The organism is Pseudomonas sp. 50_B (assembly GCF_017491625.1).
Lineage (GTDB): Bacteria > Pseudomonadota > Gammaproteobacteria > Pseudomonadales > Pseudomonadaceae > Aquipseudomonas > Aquipseudomonas danubii.
The window spans coordinates 1-16,956 of the sequence record NZ_JAFGYX010000025.1; the positions used below are offsets into that span (position 1 = coordinate 1).

15 protein-coding genes and 1 pseudogene are annotated in these 16,956 nt (G+C 64.4%); 11 read left to right on the forward strand and 5 right to left on the reverse strand.

Features of this window, described 5'->3' with window-relative positions:
- Positions 1-448 (reverse strand): annotated as a pseudogene (locus J5M73_RS26115) (histone deacetylase); the annotation flags it as partial.
- 75 nt (positions 449-523) lie between these two features.
- Between J5M73_RS26115 and J5M73_RS26120 the strand changes: the two are divergent.
- The 3 genes from J5M73_RS26120 (at position 524) to J5M73_RS26130 (ending at position 2,656) form a co-directional block, all read left to right on the forward strand.
- Entirely contained in the window at positions 524-1,093 is a 570-nt protein-coding gene (locus J5M73_RS26120; RefSeq protein WP_102865387.1) for a GNAT family N-acetyltransferase, read from the forward strand.
- 103 nt (positions 1,094-1,196) lie between these two features.
- The gene (gene tesB, locus J5M73_RS26125; RefSeq protein WP_102865388.1) at positions 1,197-2,066 is read left to right on the forward strand and encodes an acyl-CoA thioesterase II; all 870 of its coding nucleotides are present in this window, start codon (positions 1,197-1,199) and stop codon (positions 2,064-2,066) included.
- Positions 2,063-2,656, forward strand: coding sequence for an HAD family hydrolase (locus J5M73_RS26130; protein WP_102865389.1), 594 nt, complete (start codon positions 2,063-2,065; stop codon positions 2,654-2,656). The genes tesB and J5M73_RS26130 overlap by 4 nt, the downstream gene beginning before the upstream one ends.
- 86 nt (positions 2,657-2,742) lie before the next feature.
- Here the strand turns inward: J5M73_RS26130 and J5M73_RS26135 are convergent, their stop codons facing one another.
- Complete coding sequence (locus tag J5M73_RS26135; RefSeq protein ID WP_102865390.1) at positions 2,743-3,714, reverse strand: hypothetical protein; 972 nt, start codon at positions 3,712-3,714, stop codon at positions 2,743-2,745.
- Positions 3,715-4,608, reverse strand: a complete 894-nt coding sequence (locus tag J5M73_RS26140) for a neutral zinc metallopeptidase (RefSeq protein ID WP_102865391.1) — start codon at positions 4,606-4,608, stop codon at positions 3,715-3,717.
- Positions 4,609-4,747: 139 nt separating this feature from the next.
- On the opposite strand from J5M73_RS26140, the gene pcaQ reads away from it, so the two are divergent.
- The 7 genes from pcaQ to J5M73_RS26175 all read left to right on the forward strand — a co-directional run bounded on the left by pcaQ (position 4,748) and on the right by J5M73_RS26175 (position 11,391).
- A complete protein-coding gene (pcaQ, locus tag J5M73_RS26145) occupies positions 4,748-5,677 on the forward strand; it encodes a pca operon transcription factor PcaQ (protein WP_102865392.1) in 930 nt (309 codons plus the stop codon).
- A gap of 103 nt (positions 5,678-5,780) precedes the next feature.
- Entirely contained in the window at positions 5,781-6,500 is a 720-nt protein-coding gene (pcaH, locus tag J5M73_RS26150; RefSeq protein WP_102865393.1) for a protocatechuate 3,4-dioxygenase subunit beta, read from the forward strand.
- Positions 6,501-6,510: 10 nt separating this feature from the next.
- Positions 6,511-7,116, forward strand: a complete 606-nt coding sequence (gene pcaG / locus J5M73_RS26155; protein WP_102865394.1) for a protocatechuate 3,4-dioxygenase subunit alpha — start codon at positions 6,511-6,513, stop codon at positions 7,114-7,116.
- Between the two features lie 216 nt (positions 7,117-7,332).
- Complete coding sequence (locus J5M73_RS26160; RefSeq protein WP_102865395.1) at positions 7,333-8,112, forward strand: IclR family transcriptional regulator; 780 nt, start codon at positions 7,333-7,335, stop codon at positions 8,110-8,112.
- Positions 8,113-8,534: 422 nt separating this feature from the next.
- Positions 8,535-9,587 (forward strand): Gfo/Idh/MocA family oxidoreductase, encoded by a 1,053-nt coding sequence (locus J5M73_RS26165; RefSeq protein ID WP_102865396.1) that lies wholly within the window; start codon positions 8,535-8,537, stop codon positions 9,585-9,587.
- A 7-nt stretch (positions 9,588-9,594) separates the two neighbouring features.
- A complete protein-coding gene (locus tag J5M73_RS26170) occupies positions 9,595-10,410 on the forward strand; it encodes a sugar phosphate isomerase/epimerase (RefSeq protein ID WP_102865397.1) in 816 nt (271 codons plus the stop codon).
- A 102-nt stretch (positions 10,411-10,512) separates the two neighbouring features.
- Entirely contained in the window at positions 10,513-11,391 is an 879-nt protein-coding gene (locus J5M73_RS26175) for a DMT family transporter (RefSeq protein ID WP_102865398.1), read from the forward strand.
- A 6-nt stretch (positions 11,392-11,397) separates the two neighbouring features.
- Here J5M73_RS26175 and J5M73_RS26180 read toward each other — a convergent pair whose 3' ends face one another.
- Both J5M73_RS26180 and J5M73_RS26185 read right to left on the reverse strand, forming a co-directional pair.
- A complete protein-coding gene (locus tag J5M73_RS26180; protein ID WP_102865399.1) occupies positions 11,398-13,020 on the reverse strand; it encodes a methyl-accepting chemotaxis protein in 1,623 nt (540 codons plus the stop codon).
- 89 nt (positions 13,021-13,109) lie between these two features.
- The gene (locus J5M73_RS26185; protein ID WP_102882294.1) at positions 13,110-14,444 is read right to left on the reverse strand and encodes an MFS transporter; all 1,335 of its coding nucleotides are present in this window, start codon (positions 14,442-14,444) and stop codon (positions 13,110-13,112) included.
- Between the two features lie 527 nt (positions 14,445-14,971).
- Here J5M73_RS26185 and quiC point away from each other — a divergent pair.
- A complete protein-coding gene (gene quiC, locus J5M73_RS26190) occupies positions 14,972-16,882 on the forward strand; it encodes a 3-dehydroshikimate dehydratase QuiC (protein ID WP_102865401.1) in 1,911 nt (636 codons plus the stop codon).
- Positions 16,883-16,956 lie beyond the last annotated feature (74 nt).

The window sequence follows — 16,956 nt, forward strand, 5'->3', positions numbered from 1 at the left end:
CCACCCGCCCGCTTTGCAGCAGGTAATGGCTGATCACGGCCAGGTCGTTGAAGATGCAGAACCCCGCCGGGTAGTCGTAGTGGGCGTGGTGGGTGCCGCCGGCCAGGTGGCAGGCCAGGCCATGTTGCAGCGCCTTTTCGGCCGTCAGCAGGGAGCCGCCGACAGCGCGCACCGTGCGCCGGGCCAGGGCTTCGCTCCAGGGCAGGCCGAGACGCCGCTGGTCTTCCCGGGACAACTCGCCGCTCATGTAGCGTTCGATATAGCCAGGGTCGTGGGCCAGGGCGAGGATTTCGGCCGGGCACAGCTCGGGGCGCAGCAGATCGGCATCGTGGGTCAGGCCACTGTCCACCAGGTGGTCGCGCAGCAGGCGGAACTTGTCCATGGGAAAGCGGTGCTCCGCCGGGAACTCGGGGCTGTAGTCGTCGTGATAGATCAGTGGCAATGACATGGCATTTTCTTAGAGGAACCCGTGAAGGATCCTACCAGCGATGTAGACTTGCACCCACGGAAACGGAGGGGCCTGATGGAGCCAATACTGCAACTCGAAAGCGCGCGTCTGCTGCTGCGCCAGTGGCGTGACGATGATTTGCCGGCATTTGCCGCGATGTGTGCCGATCCGCAGGTCATGCGCTACTTTCCCGCGCCCTTGAGTCGTCTGGAAAGTGCCGCGCTGATCGGGCGCATACGCGGGCATTTCGCCGAACATGGCTTTGGCCTCTGGGCGCTTGAGCGTAAGGATAACGGTGCCTTTATCGGCTTTACCGGGCTGCTGGAGGTGGGCTTCGAAGCGCCCTTTACCCCTGCGGTGGAGATCGGCTGGCGCCTGGCCCGGGAACACTGGGGCCTGGGGTATGCCAGCGAAGCGGCCTGGACTGCCTTGCGTTGCGCGTTCGATCGGCTGGCCCTGGACGAAGTCGTGGCCTTCACCACCCGCAATAACCTGCCGTCGCAGAAAGTCATGCAGGCCATTGGCATGCATCACGCGGCCCAGGAGGATTTCGAACACCCTAAACTCGCCGCCGATCATCCGTTGCGCGAGCATGTGCTGTACCGCATTACCCGCGAACAATGGCTGGAAACCTTGCATGGATAGCAGGCGCGCACGTTTAGAATGTGCCGACGAGATACCTGGCCCCAATTGATATCACCGCCGCAGCCGAGATTGCGCGGTGTTGCCCTGTGTGAGGAGAGTCTGAATGAGTCATGTGCTGGATGATCTGGTCGATCTGTTGACCCTGGAAGCCATTGAAGAAAACCTGTTTCGCGGTCGCAGCCAGGACCTGGGTTTTCGCCAGCTGTTTGGCGGCCAGGTGCTCGGCCAGTCGTTGTCCGCGGCCAGTCAGACGGTAGAGGAAGCACGCCACGTGCATTCCATGCACGGCTACTTCCTGCGTCCCGGCGACGCCGCCTTGCCAGTGGTCTACCAGGTGGATCGGGTGCGCGACGGTGGCAGCTTCAGCACCCGGCGGGTGACGGCGATTCAGAAGGGCAACCCGATCTTCACCTGCAGTGCTTCCTTCCAGTACGACGAAGAAGGCTTCGAGCACCAGAACAGCATGCCCCAGGTGGTCGGGCCGGAGAACCTGCCGTCGGAACTGGAAATCACCACCCAGCGTGCGCACCTGATTCCCGAGCACATGCGCGAGAAGCTGCTGTGCCCCAAGCCCATCGAAGTACGCCCGGTGACCGAGAAGGACCCGTACAACCCGCAGCCGATGGACCCGGTGAAGTACGTCTGGTTCCGCGCCGACGGCGCCCTGGCGGACATCCCGGCCCTGCACAAGTACCTGCTGGCCTACGCGTCGGACTTCGGCTTGCTGACCACCTCGATGCTGCCTCATGGCAAGTCGGTGTGGCAGAAGGACATGCAGGTCGCCAGCCTCGATCACGCCCTGTGGTTCCACGCCGACCTGCGGGCCGACGACTGGCTGCTGTACGCCATGGACAGCCCCTGGGCCGGTAACTCCCGGGGCTTCTCCCGGGGCAGCGTGTTCAACCGTGCCGGTCAACTGGTAGCCTCGGTGACTCAGGAAGGGTTGATCCGTCATCGCAAGGATTGGGCATGAGTCTTTCAGACATAGAACATTGGGTGTTCGACATGGACGGCACCCTGACCATCGCCGTGCATGATTTCGCGGCGATCCGCCAGGCGCTGTCGATTCCTCCGGAGGACGACATCCTCACTCACCTGGCGGCCTTGCCGGCAGAGGAGTCTGCGGCCAAGCACGCCTGGCTGCTGGAGCACGAGCGCGACCTGGCCCTGGGTTCGCGCCCGGCGCCGGGTGCAGTGGAACTGGTGCGGGAACTGGCCGGACGCGGTTATCGCCTGGGAATCCTCACCCGCAATGCCCGGGAGCTGGCCCACGTGACCCTGGAAGCCATCGGCCTGGCGGACTGCTTTGCCGAAGCTGATGTGCTGGGGCGCGATGAGGCCCCGCCCAAACCCCATCCCGGTGGTTTGCTCAAGCTGGCCGAGGCTTGGGATGTGGCGCCGCAGCGCATGGTCATGGTCGGTGACTACCGCTTCGACCTGGACTGCGGGCGTGCCGCGGGAACGCGCACGGTGCTGGTGAACCTGCCGGACAACCCCTGGCCGGAGCTGACCGACTGGCATGCCCGGGATTGCGCGCAGTTGCGCGAACTGCTGTCGGCCTGAGGGCCTGTTCGCTGATAAGTCGGTTCTTACCCGTCCTGTAGGAACCGCCTTGCCGGCGAAAGCGTCATTTCAGACAGCGCCTTTCTCTACTTGAACAGCGCCGCCTGCCCTGCGGGGGAGGTGAACATCTTGTCGCCGTCATGCCCGACCCCGGGCACTTCCACCAGCCGTTGTGGCAAGCCTTGCGGGTGACGCCGCATCAGGTAGTCGAAGTAGTTGTGCCCGCGAATCAGCCGGTAGGCGCCCTGGGTCTCGGCCGCGCAGCTCTTGTCCAGGGCCGGGTGGTTGGGGTCGATGTCCTGCTGGCCCAGCAGGTAGGTGATGTGGCGTGTCACGTAGCCTTGTTCGAGCTGCGCCGGGGATGGGGCGCTGGCATAGGCCGGGAGCCGATTCAGGCCATATTTCCAGTCGTTGAACCCCGGGCAACTGGCCGGCTCGAAAGCCACCGGGCGCGTTGCATCGAAGTAGGCGTAGGACGACGGATTGGCGATCACGTAGCGCAGTTCGATTCCGGACTGCTTCAGCTCGGCATGTTGCCCTGTGGTCAGGGCATAGCGCTGCACCACCTGGGCGCCGCCGGAGTGGCCGGCAATCACCACTTCCTTGAGTGCAGGAAAGAACTGGCGGTCCTGCAGACGCTGGAGGACGGCATCCAGTACCGCGTAGGAGCTGATGGCCACGGGGCCGGCAGCAGGTTCGCCGGCCATCCAGTCATTACCTTTCCAGCGCAGTAGCGCGTCCGGTAGCTGATGGCGGGCGATGTCACTCTGGTTGAGAAACTGGGGGGCGATCACCAGGGTTGCGGCGCTTTGCCCTGCTTGTCGTGAAGCACTTTCGCCGCTCTTGAGGTAAGTCTGGGCGTTGCGCAGCCGACCGTGAACCATGATCAGCGCGCGCTGCACCCCAGGCAGTGGCTGGCGCCAGTCCTGGCTCAGGCCCAGGGCCAGTTGCCCGCCCTCCAGGGGCAGGCGTTCGGGGCTGACGACCTTGACTGTGTGTTCCGCGGCCTGGGCGCCCAGGCAGCCCAGGCACAGTAATGCCGCCAGCAGTCGGCCCATCTACAGGCTCTTGGCGGCGAAGGTGTCGCACTGGCCAACCTGGCCCTGGCTGAAGCCGGTCTTGAACCAGCGCACCCGTTGCGCCGAGGTGCCGTGGGTGAAGGAGTCCGGTACGACCCGGCCCTGGCCCTGTTGCTGCAGTCGGTCGTCACCGATGGCATTGGCAGCGTTCAGGGCTTCTTCCACATCCCCGGGCTCCAGCCAGTTCAGGCGCTTCTGCCCATGGTAGGCCCAGACCCCAGCCAGACAGTCGGCCTGCAATTCCTGGCGTACCAGTAGACCGCCGTCACCTTCCATTTGCCGGCCTTGCTGGCGTGCGGCCTGCATTTTCGCCGAGACCCCCAGCTGGGTCTGTACGTGGTGCCCGACTTCATGGGCAATCACGTAGGCCTGGGCGAAGTCGCCGGCAGCGGAAAAGCGCTGGGCCATCTCGCGGAAGAAGTCCATGTCCAGGTACACCTGCTGATCGGCAGGGCAATAGAAGGGGCCGCTGGCAGAGGTGGCGGAGCCGCAGGCGGAGTTGACCCGGCCACGGAACAGAATCAGCTTGGGCGCCTGATACTGGCGGCCGGCCTGCTGGAAGATCTGGCCCCAGGTGTCTTCGGTGTCGCCGAGGATGGCGCGGACGAACTCCGCCTGCTCGTCATTGGCCGGTGGGCTCTTGCGCGCCTGGGTGGTGGCCGGGGCCGAAGTCTGGCCGCTCTGGCCCACCAGTTGACCGAGGATCTGCAGCGGGTCCTGGCCGGTGGCCCAGCCGATACCGACGATCAGGATGATCGCCGTCAGGCTCAGCCCCTTGCCACCGCCAAAACGCAGGCCGCCACCACCGCCGCCACCACTGTCATTTCGCGCATCCACGACGTTGTCGCTGCGCCGGCCTTTTTTCCAAAGCATGGGGGAGTCCTCGTTTTTTCTGCTGGTCAGTGTTGCTGCTGGCAGGCAGCGGCGCCAGTCCGGTCGTCAGGGATTTTTGCGCACGCTACCATGGCCCGATCGCGGATCTCTCCGCTCCTGGCGCATTCGGGGCTTCCTATTGAACATCGATACCCGCATCAAATTCCGTCACTTGGTGTGTTTTCTTGAAATGGCCCGCCAAGGCAGCCTGGCGCGGGCCGCCGACGTGCTGTCGGTGAGCCAGCCGGCAATGTCGAAAACCCTCAAGGAACTGGAGGAGCTGCTGGACACTCGGCTGTTTGCCAGGAGCAAGGCCGGGCTCAGCCTGACCGAAGCCGGGCGAGCCTTCCTGCGCTATGCAGGGCCTTCGGTGCAGGCCCTGCGCGAAGGCGTCAGCAGTTTGCGCGGCGGCGAATACGCCGCCGGGCTGGTGCGCATCGGCGTGTTGTCCACGGTGGAAAGCCTGCTGCTGCCGGAGGTGATGCGGCGCCTGCACCAGCGGCATTCGGCGTTGACCGTGAGTGTGCTGACCGGCCCCAGCGCTCATCTGCTTTCGCAACTGCGAGTCGGTGACCTGGATCTGGTGGTTGGCCGCATGACCGAGAGTCCGGAGATCCACGGCCTGAGCTTCGAGCACCTGTACAGCGAATCCATGACCCTGGTGGCCCGCCCCGAGCATCCCCTGGCGGCCGGGCCCCTGGATCGCGATGCGCTCAGCGCCTATCCGCTGGTACTGCCCCTGGCTGGCACCAGCATTCGCAAGCACGCCGACAGCCTGTTCATTCAGTGCGGTATCGCCCAGTCGCAACAACGCCTGGAAACCCTGTCGGTTGCCCTGAGCCGGCGCTACACCCTGTCCAGCGATGCGCTGTGGATAGCGCCACTGGATGCGGTGCGCCTGGATCTGGCCAATGGCGAGTTGCAGGAGCTGGATCTGGGCCTGCGCGAGCCCGGCGGTTCGGTGGGTATCTCCAGCAATGCCAGCCTGCCGCTGTCCCTGGCGGCGCAATGGGCGGTGGACGTGCTCAGGGAAGTGGGGCGGGCCTATCACGAGGGCAGTTATCCATAACCTTTTGGTTAAGGATGGCGGGCGGCTTTTCAATTTTCCCCACTCCTGGTTTGTTTGAAACTGCGCCGGCTGCGCTCCATAAATCAAACAACAGGAGATCGACATGTCTGATGCAGACAACAGTCGCTTTGTGATTCGCGACCGTAATTGGCACCCCAAGGCCCTGACCCCCGACTACAAGACCTCCGTCACCCGCTCGCCGCGCCAGGCACTGGTGAGCATTCCGCAATCGGCCAGTGAAACCAGTGGCCCGGACTTTTCCCACCTGCGCACCGGGCGTTTTGATAACGACCTTTTGCTCAACTTCAACCACGGCGGCTTGCCGGTAGGTGAGCGGATCATCGTTTCCGGGCGAGTCTGCGATCAATACGGCAAGCCGATCCCCCACACCCTGGTGGAGATGTGGCAGGCCAACGCCGGTGGCCGCTACCGGCACAAGAACGACCGCTACCTGGCGCCCCTTGATCCGAACTTCGGCGGCGTCGGCCGAGCCCTCACCGACCGTGACGGCTACTACAGCTTCCGCACCATCAAGCCCGGGCCTTACCCATGGCGCAACGGTCCCAACGACTGGCGCCCGGCGCATATCCACTTCTCCATCAGCGGCCCGTCGATTGCCACGCGGCTGATCACCCAGCTGTATTTCGAAGGCGACCCGTTGATCCCGCTGTGCCCGATCGTCAAGTCCATCGCCAACCCGGACGCGGTGCAGAGTCTGATCGCGCGCCTGGACATGGGCAACGCCAACCCCATGGATTGCCTGGCCTACCGCTTCGACATCGTGCTGCGCGGCCAGCGCAAGACCCACTTCGAAAACTGCTGAGGAGCCTGCCATGCCTGTTCAATTGCTGCCTGAAACCCCCTCGCAAACGGCCGGCCCCTATGTGCACATCGGCCTGGCCCTGGCGGCGGCGGGAAATCCGACCCGTCCCGAGGAGATCTGGAACCAGATGGCCAAGCCCGATGCGCCGGGCGAGCGGATTCTGCTGATCGGCCATGTGTACGACGGCAACGGCCACCTGGTGCGCGACTCCTTCCTGGAGTTCTGGCAGGCCGATTCTGCCGGGGTCTACGACCCGGTGTTCGACACGGAAAAGCCCTTCAACTGCTTTGGCCGCACCGCCACCACCTTCGATGCCGGGGAATGGACCCTCCATACCGTCAAGCCCGGGGTGGTGAACAACGCCGCCGGCGTGCCGATGGCGCCGCACATCAACCTGTCGCTGTTTGCCCGGGGCATCAACATCCACCTGCATACCCGGCTGTACTTTGCCGACGAGCCGGAGGCCAACGCCCAGTGCCCGGTGTTGAACCTGATCGAGCAGCCGCAACGTCGGGAAACCCTGCTGGCCCACCCCTGTGAAGTGAACGGCCAGCGCGCCTACCGCTTCGATATCCGCATTCAGGGTGAGGGCGAGACGGTGTTCTTCGATTTTTGACCCAGCGTCCCGCCACCGATGGCAAGCTTCGGTCCTGACTGGTTTATGGAAGGCTGTTCCAAAAAATAGCCGGGCTCGGCTAATCTGCGCACAAGACGTTGTGCCGGGCCCCAAGGTCCGGCCTCGTCGCTTCTGGGCGGTCATCGAACCCTGCCGCGCAGTTCCCCAACCGGCCCGTTGTCACTAGAATCGGCCAAATTTTGTCGGGACCCGACCATGGCTGGCAGTCAAATCGAACGCGTCTTCAGCGTTCTCGAACGTCTTACCGGTGATCCCCGCGGCCTGCCGTTGCAGACCCTGGCGGAACAACTGGAGATCCCCAAAAGTGCAACCCATCGCCTGCTGGCGGAGTTGATTCGCCTGGGCTACGTGCGCCAGAACCCGGACAACCTGCGTTACCAGCTGTCCACCCGGCTGGTGGCCATGGGCTTTCGCTACCTTGCGGTCAGCGGCGCCGACATTGTCCAGCCGGTGCTCGATCGTCTGGCCCAGGAGTCCGGCGAGCTGGTACGCCTGGGGGTGATCGAGGGCGAGCGCCAGACCTGGATCGCCAAGTCCCAGGGCGCCCGTTCCGGCCTGCGCTACGATCCGGACATGGGCCGCGAGGCGCCGCTGTTCTACACCGCTTCCGGGCATGCCTGGCTGGCTACCCTGAGCGATGCCGAGGCCTTGTCGCTGGTGGAGCGCCAGGGCGTGGAGCCCCCGGCGGACCTGGGGCCCAATGCACCGCGCTCGAACATCGAGTTGCTCGAACGCCTGCGCCTGGCCCGCGACCAGGGCTACGCCTGGGTCGAGGAAAGCTCGGCGGTCGGCACCTCGGCGATTGCCGCGGTGGTGCGCCATCCCATCGATGGCCGGGTGGTGGGGGTGCTCAGCATCGCCGGTCCCAGCGCGCGTCTACCGTTGGCGCGGCTGCATGAACTGGCGCCGTTGCTGCTGCGATTTGCCGAAGAGCTGTCGGCCGCCAGCCAGGCTTCCGAACTGTTCAACCTGTAGCCGCTGCCGAGCCTGCGAGGCTGCGCAAAGGCCCGCAGGGCCTTGCCTGGCGATCTACCGTCGAGCAGGTAGTGGTCTTGATATCGCCGCGTCTGTTGCACAGCCGTTCGCAGCCTGCGGCAGCGGCTACAAAGGCTTCGGTATGGCCTTGTCCTCTGTAGCCGCTGCCGAGCCTGCGAGGCTGCGCAAAGGCCCGCAGGGCCTTGCCTGGCGATCTACCGTCGGGCGGGTGGAGGCCTTGATACCGCCGCGTCTGTTGCACAGCCGTTCGCAGCCTGCGGCAGCGGCTACACAAGCCTCGGCTCGGCACAAAGCCGTTCGATAATCGGACGGTATTTTTTATCCCTCTTGTATGAAAATGGAACTGAGTTCTAAATATTTGGAATTCATTGTCCCTATAACAATCACAAGAGGATCTTCCATTGAACCCGCCACTGCGCATTGCCCTGATCGGCGTCGGCAACATGGGGCAGCAGCACTACCAGCACCTCAATACCCTGGCCGAGGCCCGGCTGTGCGCCGTGGCCGATCCCGGGCCCCAGGCGCAAGCCATTGCCGGGCAATGGCAGGTGCCGCATTTCAGCGATCACCGGACCCTGCTGGAGGACATTCGCCCGGATGCGGTGATTGTCGCCAATCCCAACAACCTCCACGTCAGCACGGCCCTGGATTGCCTGGCCGCAGGCGTGCCGGTGCTGCTGGAAAAACCCGTGGGTGTGCACCTGGATGAAGTGCGCGAGCTGGTGGCGGCATCGCGCAACACGGGCGTGCCGGTGCTGGTGGGCCACCATCGACGACACAACCCGTTGATCGCCCGTGCCCATGCTCTGGTGCACAGCGGCGCCCTGGGTCGCCTGACCAACGTCACCGCGCTCTGGCAGTTGCGCAAACCCGAGAGCTACTTCGATATTCCCTGGCGCCGCGAGGCCGGGGCCGGCATGTTGCTGACCAACCTGATCCACGACCTCGACCTGTTGCGCCACCTGTGTGGCGAAGTGCGACAAGTGCAGGCCATCACCAGCAACAGCGTGCGCGGCTACGCCAACGAAGATTGCGCCGCGGTGTTGTTGCAGTTCGACAACGGCGCCCTGGGCAGCCTGACCGGTTCCGATGCCGCGGCCGCGCCCTGGAGCTGGGAGCTGGATGCCGGGGAGAACCCGGTGTACCCGCGCCAGGCCGATCAGCCTTGCTACCTGCTGGCCGGCACCGAGGGCGCGCTGAGCATTCCCCAGCTCAAGCGCTGGCATTACGCCGAAGCCGGGGAGGGTTGGCATCAACCCTTGCTGATGCAGCAGGAAGCCTTTGATCCGGGCGAGGCCCTGCGCTTGCAATTGCTGCACTTCGTCCAAGTCGCCCGCGGCGAAGTCGCGCCCCTGGTCAGTGCCGCCGATGCCGCGCGCACCCTGGCGCTGGTTGAAGCGATTCGCCAGGCCGCGGCCACGGGTCGCGCCTGCACCCCCACCCCGATTGAGTGAACGACTGATGAGTGAGCGGATTTTTTCCCTGGCCAGCCTGACCGTGCTGGAGCTGTCGCCACCGGAGATGGTGGAGGTGGCGGCCCGGGCCGGCTACAGCCATGTCGGCCTGCGCCTGGAACCGGCGACCCCGGAGGAGCATCACTTCCCGCTTGTGGCGGATGCCGGCTTGCGTCGCCAGACCCAGGCGCGCCTGCGCGATGGCGGCGTGCGGGTGCTGGATGTGGAGATCCTGCGGCTCAAGCCGCAGACCCGGGTGGGGGACTTCGAAGCGCTGCTGGCGGTGGGCGCCGAGTTCGCCGCCAGCGAGTTGCTGGTGGCGGGCAATGACCCGGACGAGGCGCGCATGACCGACAACTTCGCCGCCCTGTGCGATCTGGCGCGGCAGTACGGGTTGCACCCGCACCTGGAGTTCATGCCCTGGACCGACGCGCGCAACCTGGAGCAGGCCGTGCGGGTGGTGGAAAACGCCGGTCGTGACAATGGCTGCGTGCTGGTGGATGCCTTCCATTTCGACCGTTCGGGTTCGCGTCTGGCGGACCTGGCCAAGGTCGCTCCGGCGCGCCTGCGTTACGCGCAGTTGTGCGACGTGGCCGGGCCGCGTCCGGACGACATGCAGGAGATCCTGCGCCAGGCCCGTAACGAACGGCGTTTTCCGGGGCAGGGTGATTGTGATCTGGCGGGGTTGCTCAAGTGTCTGCCGCCGGAGTTGCCCCTGAGTCTGGAAATTCCCACGGTGCAATTGCTCGAACAGGGCGTGAGTGCCTTGCAGCGGGCACAGATGGCGCTGGATGCAACTCGCGCGCTGCTGGCCAGGACCTGAGTGGGCGGGAGGGCTTTCGCCGGCAAGCCGGCTCCTACAAATACCCGCTAGGAGCCAGCTTGCCGGCGAAGCTGTGTCTTCAATCACCTTCAAGGAATGCCCATGACCCGCAGCACGCCCCTTTCCGGGATCAATCAGCCTTTCAAGGGCATCCTGCTGATCGTCCTGGCGACCTTCCTGTTCGCCAGCCACGATGCCCTGTCCAAATACCTCTCGGGGTTCTTCCCGGTGATCATGGTGGTCTGGGCCCGTTACCTGATCCATACCTTGCTGATGGCCGGGATCTTCCTGCCGCAATCGGGCCTGCGGGTGCTGCGCAGCAAGCGACCGCTGCTGCAAGTGCTGCGGGCCTTGTGCCTGCTGAGCACCAGTTTGCTGTTCACCTCGGCACTGCTGTTCATTCCCCTGGCCGAGGCCACGGCGGTCAACTTTCTCGCGCCAGTGCTGGTCACCGCGTTGTCGGTGCCCTTGCTCGGCGAGCAGGTGACCCGCGGCCAGTGGCTGGCGGTGATCTGCGGTTTTGTCGGGGTGCTGATCATCGTTCACCCGGGCGGTGAACTCTTCACGCCGGCGGTGTTGCTGCCGTTCTGCTCGGCGCTGTTCTTCTGCTTCTATCAGTTGCTGACGCGCAAGCTGGCCGAGCATGACAGCCCCACCACCAGCAACTTCTTCGCCGGGCTGTGCAACACCCTGGTGATGAGTGCGCTGGTGCCGTTCTTCTGGCAGACCCCGGGGATTGTCCATGGCGTGCTGATGCTGGCGCTGGGGGCCTGTGGCATGTGCGCCCACCTGTTCCTGACCCAGGCCTTCCGTCACGCGGCGCCGGCGCTGCTGGCGCCGTTCGGCTATTGCCAGATTGTCTTTGCCGGGCTGCTGGGCTGGCTGCTGTTCAACCACACGCCGGATGCGATTACCCAAGTGGGCATCGCCGTGATCTGCCTCAGCGGGCTGGCGGCGGCCTGGCAGCAACGCCGCCGCTGAGACGACTCAGAAGCGGAAGCGCACCACCAGGTTCTGCAGGCCGGCCGCCAGGTGCGACAGCTCCTGGCTGGTGGCGTTGGTGCGCGTGGCGGCGTCGGCGCTTTCCAGGGACAGGTCGCGGATGTTCAGCAGGTTGCGGTCCACTTCACGGGCCACCTGGGCCTGTTCTTCCGAGGCACTGGCGATCACCAGGTTGCGCTCGTGGATCTGCTCCATGGCCCGGGTGATTTGCCCCAGGGCTAGCCCGGCCTGTTCGGCGATGGACAGGGTCTGGGCCACCCGCTGACTGTTGCCGTGCATGGACTGCACCACGCTGTCGGTGTCGCCCTGGACCCGGCCGATCATCTGTTCGATTTCCTGGGTCGACTGCTGGGTGCGATGGGCCAGGGCCCGCACTTCGTCTGCCACTACGGCAAAACCACGCCCGGCTTCACCAGCTCGCGCGGCCTCGATGGCGGCGTTCAGGGCCAGCAGGTTGGTCTGTTCGGCAATGGCGCGGATCACGTCCAGCACCTTGCCGATTTCCCGTGACTGCTCGGCCAGGGTCTGCACTTGCTGCAGGGCGGTGCCGACATCGCTGCTCATGGCCTGGATCGAGTCCAGGGTCTCGATCACCCGGGTCTGTCCCTGGGCGGCCTGGGCGGTGGACTGGCGGGTGGTGTCGGAGGTGGACACCGCGTTGCGTGCCACTTCCTCGACGGCCACGGTCATCTCGTTGACCGCGGTGGCGGCTTGCTCGATTTCGTTGTGTTGCTGCTGCAGCCGGCTGGAGTCCTGGTGGGTGCTCTGGCTCATCTGTTGCGCGGCGGCGGCCAGCTGGGTCGAGGTGCTGCTGATCAGTTGCAGGGTTTCACGCAGGCTCGCCTGCATGCTGGCCAGGGCCTTGAGCAGGCGCGCGGTTTCATCGCTGCCCTCGCTGTGGATCGGGCGGCTGAGATCGCCGGCGGCCACTTGCTCGGCCACGCCCACGGCCTGGCGGATGGGCACGACGATGCTGCGAATCAGCAGCCAGGCCAGGCACAGGGTCAGCAGGGCGACGGCGATCAGGGCGCCGATCACCGTGACCTTGACCTGGGTGTACAGCGCGTCTGCATGCTGGGCCGACTGGCTGACTTCCTCGGCGGTCAGGTTCATCAGTTCGGCGAACTGGTCGCCGGTCTGGGTCGAGTAATCCTGGATCCTGCCGTTGAGCAGGGCCGTCATCTCGCTGCTGCGATTGTCCTGGGACAGGGCTTCGTACTGGGCCAGGGCCTGTTGGTAGCTCTTGACCGTGGCGAGGAATGTCTCGTACTGCACCCGGTTGTGATCGCCCACCAGCGGCGCGAACCTGGCCAGGGCCTGGTCGAGCCAGGCTTGCACCTGATGCAGGCGGGCAATGGTGCTTTCCAGCACTTTGGGTTCACGGTTGAGGGCCATGCGCAGGCTCAGCACGCGGATGCTCAATACGTAGTCGCGCACTTCTCCCAGGTAGCGGGTGCTGGGCAGGGAAATGTTTTCGGTGTGCTGGCCGGTGGCGCGGACTTCGGCCACTTGCTTGAGGGCGAACAGCCCCTGCAGCAGGACCAGCAGGGCAATCACGCCGAAGCTGATCACGGCGCGTTTGGCGATGCTCAGGTTACCCAGCGTCATGGGACGATCTCCGAGTGTGGAAAAACAAAAGGGGGGAGGGTGGCGATAAAAAAAACGCAGGCCCTGGGCGGGCCTGCGTGAAAGGAGCATCAGTCTTCTACGTGAGGAATCTTGCGCGGGGCCATGAAGTACATCCAGGTCAGGGCGATGAAGTACATGGCCGGGATCAGGGTGAACAGCAGGGTGTAGTTGTTGTTGGTGACGGTGAGGATGTGGCCGACGATCTGGGTCATGAACATGCCGCCGATGGCCGCGCACATGCCGCCAAAGCCGAACACGGTGCTCATCATGTGCTTGGGCGTGTAGTCCATCACCAGGCTCCAGATGTTGGCGGTCCAGGCCTGGTGGGCACCGATCCCCAGGGAGATGGCGAACACGGCCAGCCACAGGTTGGCGGTGCCGGCGGCCATGATCACGCCGATGATGCAGCAGGCGAACAGGAACATCGACAGCAGCCGCGCCTTGATCGGGTTCATGCCGCGTCCGATCAGGAACGAGGAGAGGATGCCGCCACCGACGCTGCCGAAGTCGGCGGTCAGGTAGATGATGATCAGCGGGATGCCCATCTGGGTGACGTTGATCCCCAGGTTGTACTGCTGGTTGAGGAACGGCGGCAGCCAGTACAGGTAGAACCAGAACACCGGCGCGGTCAGCGAGTAGGCCAGGGCGAAGGCCCAGGTGCCGCGCATGCGCAGGATGCGGCTGAAGGGCACGCGGGTCGGCTCGGGTTCCACCTGTTGCTGGATATAGGCCAGTTCCGAGGCTTTGACGCTGGGGTGATCTTCCGGGTTGAAGTACTTCAGGCCCCAGAACAGCAGCCAGACGCCGCCCAGTGCCGCCATGCACAGGAACGCCGCTTGCCAGCCCCAGGCGTGGAGGATCAACGGCAGCAGCATGGGGGTGAACATAGCGCCGACGTTGGTCCCGGCGTTGAAGATGCCGGTGGCTACCGCGCGTTCGCCGGCCGGGAACCACAGGCGCGTGGTCTTCACGCAGGCCGGGTAGTTGGCGGCTTCAGTGAGCCCGAGAATGAAGCGGCAGACCATGAAGCCCGCCGCCGAAGTGGCCAGGCCATGGGCGCCGGTGGCCAGGCTCCAGAGCAGCACTGCGAAGAAGAACACCCGTTTCACGCCGACTCGGTCGATCAAGCGCCCTTGCAGCACGAAGCCCACGGCGTAACCGACCTGGAACCAGAAGTTGATATTGGCGTAGTCCATCGCCGTCCAGTTCATTTCCTTGGCCAGGATCGGCTGCATCACGCCCAGTGCGGCGCGATCGATGTAGTTCAGGGTGGTGGCGAAGAACACCAGGGCGAGCATGCCCCAGCGGGTCTTGCCGACGGCCATGGCGCCGCGGATCTTGTCGCCGATGCCGCCGGCAACACTGAGGCTCGGGGCGATGCGAGAGCTTTGGGAAGGAATCATATAGGCCATCCGTTCAGTGACTGACGAGCCAGGGCTCGTCGGAACTCAAGGGCGCGTGATCAATCGTCAGCGAGGGCATGAGCGCCAGGGACTGGGTGATTGATCGGCTGGTTTGGTTCGTCGAGCCGTTGATTGCGGGCCGGCGAACGCCATCGGTACGACGATCCGCTCAGGGCAGTAGCGGGTCGTGATCCAGGGTGCCGATTGAGGCCGTTCCAGGCGCGAGCCAAAGGGATGAGCAGCAGGGCGGGGCGTTGAGTGCAAGCATGAGGATGTACCCGATTTTTAAAATTTTTATGGTGTGTTCTGGGTCTGGGTGATTGAAGCCACGGTTTCTTGGGGCGGCTCAATGTGCTGTCGATGGTGCGCAGTGGCTGAAAAATCGTCAATTCGCCAAGCGGCTTTTTGTTCGATAATCGAACACAAAACTAACTGGTTCGTACACTTTAAATCATGCTGTGGAATAATCCGCAACATCGAATAAAAGGCTCGGGTGCCACCGGCCGTCATCCCCCGGGAGTTCAATCATGCAGCGTTCCATTGCCACCGTTTCCTTGAGCGGCACCCTGCCGGAAAAACTCGAAGCCATCGCCGCCGCCGGCTTCGATGGGGTGGAGATTTTCGAGAACGACCTTCTCTATTACGACGGTAGCCCTCGGGAAATCAGGCAGATGTGCGCCGACCTGGGGATCGCCATCACCCTGTTCCAGCCATTCCGGGATTTCGAGGGCTGCCGCCGCGATCGCCTGTCGCGCAACCTGGAACGTGCCGAACGCAAGTTCGACTTGATGCAGGAGCTGGGCACCGACCTGGTGCTGGTGTGCAGCAACGCCCAGGCCGACAGCCTCGGGGACCGGCAGATTCTCATCGATGATTTGCACCTGTTGGCCGAACGGGCCGCGCTGCGCGGCTTGCGCATCGGCTACGAAGCCCTGGCCTGGGGCCGTCACGTGAATACCTATCAACAGGTCTGGGACATCGTGCGCAGCGCCGATCACCCCAACCTCGGAGTGTTGCTGGACAGCTTCCATACCCTGTCGCTCAAGGGCGACCCGACGGCGATTGCCGAGATTCCCGGGGACAAGATCTTCTTCGTGCAGATGGCCGATGCGCCGATCCTGGCCATGGATGTACTGGAGTGGAGCCGGCATTTTCGCTGTTTTCCGGGCCAGGGCGAGTTCGATCTGCCGGGCTTTCTGGCGCCGATCATCAAGAGCGGCTACACCGGGCCGCTGTCCCTGGAAATCTTCAACGACGGCTTTCGCGCCGCGCCGCCACGGGCCAATGCCGCCGACGGCTTGCGCTCCTTGCTGTACCTGGAGGAGAAGACCCGCGAGCGCCTGCTGCAGGAGGCGCAGCCGGTGGCCAACCTGGACACGCTGTTCGCCCCGCCAGCGGTTGAAGCCTATGGCGGCACCGAGTTTCTAGAGTTCGCGGTGGACGATGCCCTGGGCGCCAAGCTGGGGAGCTGGCTGGAACGCCTGGGTTTTGCCAAGGCTGGACAGCATCGCTCCAAGAACGTGAGCCTGATGCGCCAGGGCGATATCAACCTGATCCTCAACTCCGAGCCCTATTCCTTCGCCCACAGCTTCTTCGAGGCCCATGGCCCTTCGGTGTGTGCCACGGCCATCCGGGTCAAGGACAGCGCCAAGGCTCTGGAGCGGGCGGTGGCCTACAAGGGCCAGCCTTATCGCGGGCTTGTAGGCCCCAACGAGCTGGAACTGGCGGCGGTGCGCGAGCCCGATGGCAGCCTGATCTATCTGGTGGACCCGCAGCAGGGCGGCCAGCACCTGTACGACACCGACTTCAACATGCATGACGGTGTGCAGGCCAAGGGCGGCCTCAAGCGTATCGACCACATGGCCATGGCCCTGCCGGCGGACAGCCTCGACAGCTGGGCGCTGTTCTACAAGAGCCTGCTGGATTTCGAGGCCGATGATGAAGTGGTGCTGCCCGATCCTTATGGCCTGGTGAAAAGCCGCGCCCTGCGCAGCCGTTGCAGCTCGATCCGCTTGCCGCTGAACATCTCGGAGAACCGCAACACCGCGATTTCCCACGCGCTGTCCAGTTATCGTGGTAGCGGGGTGCATCACATTGCCTTCGACTGCGACGACCTTTTTGCCGAGGTCAGCCGGGCCAAGCAGGCCGGAGTGCCGCTGCTGGATATTCCGCTCAATTACTACGACGACCTGGCGGCGCGTTTTGATTTCGACGACGAGTTTCTCAGCGAACTGGCCTACTACAACGTCCTGTATGACCGCGATGCCCAGGGCGGCGAGCTGTTTCACGTCTACACCGAACCGTTCGAGGGGCGGTTCTTCTTCGAGATCATCCAGCGCAAGAACGGCTACGCCGGCTATGGTGCGGCCAACGTTGCGGTGCGCCTGGCGGCCATGGCCAAGTCTCGCAGTGGCGCGGTGCGCCAGGCCAAGTTGTAGCGCATTGGTAACCGGAGGCGGTAATCCACCGCCTCTGTGCTTTCTTTCGCGACTGGACGCGGCCCATAATCGCC